Raw genomic sequence first — 3,926 nt, forward strand, 5'->3', positions numbered from 1 at the left:
GAGCGGGTTTCAAGGCCAGGTCCCGCCACAGCACCGCCCCGGCGGCGTGGATGACCTCAGCCATCGACCGTCCTCCACCGGCGGCTCTTGACCAGGTGGGTCTGGATGTCCAGGAGCGTCTCGCCGGGCCGGGCCCGGCCGCGCGTCCAGGTGCCGTCGCCGTCCAGCGCCCACGCGTGGGTGCCGGGCTCCATGGCGCGGTCGAGCAGGGCGAGCAGGTCGTCGCGCTGCGCCCGGTCGGTGACGGTGACGAGCGCCTCGACGCGGCGGTCCAGGTTGCGGTGCATGAGGTCGGCGCTGCCGATCCACACCTCGGGCTCCCCGCCGTTCTCGAACGCGAACACGCGGGAGTGCTCCAGGAACCGGCCGAGCACGCTGCGCACCCGGATCATGTCCGACAGGCCGGGCACGCCGGGACGCAGCGCGCAGATCCCGCGCACCCAGACGTCCACCGGCACCCCGGCCCGCGACGCCCGGTACAGCGCGTCGATGATCACCTCGTCCACCAGCGAGTTGCACTTGATCCGGACCCGGGCGGGATGCCCGGCCCGGCGGTTGTCGATCTCGTGCTCGATCCGCTGGACCAGCCCCGACCGCAGGCTGTTCGGCGCGACGAGCAGCCGGTGGTAGGAGCTCTGCCGCGAGTAGCCGGTCAGGTGGTTGAACAGGGCGCTGACGTCCTCGCCGACCTCGGGGTCGGCGGTGAGCAGCCCGAAGTCCTCGTAGAGGCGGGCGGTCTTCGGGTGGTAGTTGCCGGTGCCGATGTGGCAGTAGCGGCGCAGCTGGCCCTCGTCGTCCTGCCGGACGATCAGCGCGAGCTTGCAGTGCGTCTTCAGCCCGACGAACCCGTACACGACGTGGCAGCCGGCCGTCTCCAGCTTGCGCGCCCACGCGATGTTGGCGCGCTCGTCAAACCGGGCCTTCAGCTCGACGACGACCACGACCTGCTTGCCCGCCTCGGCGGCGCTCATCAGCGCGTCCACGATCGGGGAGTCGCCGCTCGTCCGGTACAGCGTCTGCTTGATCGCGAGGACGCGCGGGTCGGCCGCCGCGTCCTCGATCAGCCGCTGGACGGTCGTGGTGAACGAGTCGTAGGGGTGGTGGACGAGCACGTCCCGCTCACGGATGGCGCCGAAGATGCTCGCGTCCTCCGGCAGCGCCTCCTTCGACGGGACGAAAGGGGGGTACTTCAGCTCCGGGCGGTCGAGGTCGGCGATGGCCGCGAGGCCGCCGAGGTCGAGCGGCCCGCCGACGCGGTAGATTTGGCCCTCGTCCACCGCCAGCTCGGAGGTGAGCAGCTCCAGCACGCCCGCGGAGATCGACTCCTCCACCTCCAGCCGCACGACCGGGCCGAACCGGCGGCGCAGCAGCTCGCGCTCCAGCGCCTGCAGGAGGCCCTCGCTGATGTCGTCGTCGATCTCCAGGTCCTGGTTGCGGGTGACGCGGAACGCGTGGTGCTCGACGACCTCCATCCCGACGAACAGCTGCCCGAGGTGCGCGGCGATCACGTCCTCCAGCGGCGTGAACCGGTCCGGGGACGCCTCGATGAAGCGCGGCAGCAGCGGCGGCACCTTGACCCGGGCGAACATCGTCGCGTCGGTCTCCGGATCGCGGACGATCACCGCGAGGTTCAGCGACAGGCCCGAGATGTAGGGGAAGGGGTGCGCGGAGTCGACCACCAGCGGGGTGAGCACCGGGTAGATCCGGTCGCGGAACAGCCGGCGCAGCCGCTCCTGCTCGGTCTCGGCCAGCTCGTCCCAGCGCAGGATGTCGATGCCCTCGTCGCCGAGCGCGGGGCGGATCCCGTCCCGGAAGCTGGCCGCGTGCCGGCGCATCAGCTCGTGCGCGACCTCGCCGGTGCGCTCCAGCACCTCGCGGGGCTGCCGGCCGCTCGCGGACTGGACGGCGAGCCCGGTCGCCATCCGGCGGGCGAGGCCGGCGACCCGCACCATGAAGAACTCGTCCAGGTTGCTGGCGAAGATCGCCAGGAAGCGGACGCGCTCCAGCAGCGGCAGGGCCGGATCCTCGGCGAGCTCCAGGACGCGCTGGTTGAATCTCAGCCAGCTCTCCTCCCGGTCGAGGAAGCGGTCGTCCGGCAGCGCTTCGTCCGGTGGGGGGAGCTGTCCTGGATAGACGGTCATACCGTGATCTTTCCCGACCAAGATGAACGACAGTCGAACTCGGGGATGTCACCGAAGTATCAGACACTCCGATCATGCCCGCGGTTCCCCCTGATCACACGGTATTTCCGCATGTCTTGCCCACTTTTCCGGCAGCCGTCCGACCGGCCGCGGCCGGTCGGTTGCCGCAGCCGGTCAGGTGCGCGCCGGGTCAGGTGCGCGCTGGATCAAGTGCCGTGGCCGTTCGAGTGCGCGCTGTGGGCGGTCTCCGCGCGGCCGTCGTGGTACAGGACGGACGCGCCGAAGCACAGCAGCGCCACGATCACCGCGAGCCAGGCGACGACGCGGCCCGCCCGGAGCCCGTAGCCGCAGGTGATCCAGAGCAGGTGCAGCCCCCAGCGGCGCAGCGGGTCGCGCTCGCCGCGCCGCCGCATCTCCAGCGCCCCGTACCGGAAGTCCCGGGCCAGCCGGCCCCGGTCGGCGGCGGCGCTGGCGCGGGCCAGCTCCAGGTACAGCGTCCGCAGCCGGTCGTCGTCGGCGGCGGTGCCGGCGGAGCCGAGCGCGAGGTCCTCGGCGAGCACGGCCCGCCCGCCGTGCGCGCCGCGCCCGTGCGGGTGCCAGGGCAGGTGCGGGCGGTGGTGCGGGACGGTCGCGAACGCGCAGTCGCCCGCGAGCGCCAGCGTGTCCGGGTGCCGCAGCCCGAGGAACCCGCAGCCGCTCAGGTCGACGCCGGCGAGGCGCAGCCGGGCCGCGTCCACCCGGCGCAGCGAGACGACCCGGACCGCCGCCGGGCCCGCCGAAGGCGGCTCCGCGAGCCCCTGGATCGGATGGGCCAGCGCCTCGACGCCCGCCGGGCCCTCGAACACCGCGTCCTCCAGGTCGAGTTCGGCGTGCCGCAGCCGGAACCCCGCCTCCCCGTGCACGGTGACGCCGCGCGCCGTGACCTGCCGGGCCGCCGCGTGGACCCGCAGCCGGCCGTGCACGGTCGCGTCCGACAGCGCGATCCGGCCGGCGGCGGTGAGCGGGCCGAGCCAGACGCCCTGCCGGAACCGGGTCCGCTCGAAGCGGGCGTGCCGCGACACCTGGACCCGCTTGAACGAGACGGGGCCGCCGAAGCAGGCCGCCTGCATCGCCGCGTCCCGGCCGAACAGCGCGCGGTCGAAGCAGGCCGCGCCCATGAACACCGCCCGCCGGAACGAGGCGTCGGCGTGCCAGCGCGCCTCCCCGAACACGGCGTCGCAGGTGAACACGGCCTCCTCGAACGAGGCGTACCGGTGGAAGCGCGCCGCGTGGAAGGAGGCGTTGCGGCCGAACCGCGCGCCCCGGAACGAGACGTTGCCGAAGAACCGCGCGTCGTAGAACGAGACGCCGCCGAGGAAGCAGGCGCCGTCGAACGAGCTGTCGCCCTCCACGCAGGCGCCGCGCAGCACCGCGTCGGACGGGAGCACGGCGCCGTCGAAGCGGGTCCGGCCGAGGTGCGGGCGGCCGTCCGGGCCGGTGACGGCGTCCAGCACGGCGTCGAGGAGCCACGCGGGGACGGTCACGCCGCGCAGGTCCAGGTCGGCGCCCGGCCGCAGCGTGCCCATGAACTCCTCGAACTCGCGGGGCCGCAGGTGGGCGGCGCACCCGCCGCGCGGGCCGGCGGCCCGCCCGCTGCACCCGTGGACCGCCGAGCAGCGCGGCCAGAACACCGCCGTCGAGGAAGGCTCATGTGATGTCACGGTCTCGTTGTACCCACGCCGCCGCGCGGAGTGCAGGTCTCCCGGTGGCCAGGTAGGTGCAACCCCGCCGCCACCCCCGGCCCCG

The 3,926-nt window shown here is 73.7% G+C and carries 2 protein-coding genes; both read right to left on the reverse strand.

From position 1 onward, the window contains the following. Window positions 1–56: 56 nt before the first annotated feature. Window positions 57–2,141 carry an RNA degradosome polyphosphate kinase gene (locus tag ETD96_RS42230; RefSeq protein ID WP_138642091.1) on the reverse strand — a complete coding sequence of 695 codons (2,085 nt, stop codon included), beginning with the start codon at window positions 2,139–2,141 and terminating at the stop codon, window positions 57–59. A gap of 206 nt (window positions 2,142–2,347) precedes the next feature. Then, window positions 2,348–3,841, reverse strand: coding sequence for a pentapeptide repeat-containing protein (locus ETD96_RS42235; protein ID WP_138642092.1), 1,494 nt, complete (start codon window positions 3,839–3,841; stop codon window positions 2,348–2,350). Between the last annotated feature and the right edge of the window lie 85 nt (window positions 3,842–3,926).

The sequence above is a fragment of the Actinomadura geliboluensis genome, from assembly GCF_005889745.1.
GTDB lineage: Bacteria > Actinomycetota > Actinomycetes > Streptosporangiales > Streptosporangiaceae > Spirillospora > Spirillospora geliboluensis.

Excerpts from the sequence above, each read along its gene's own strand:
- ETD96_RS42230 (WP_138642091.1), bottom strand. The coding sequence starts at position 2,141 with ATGACCGTCTATCCAGGACAGCTCCCCCCACCGGACGAAGCGCTGCCG.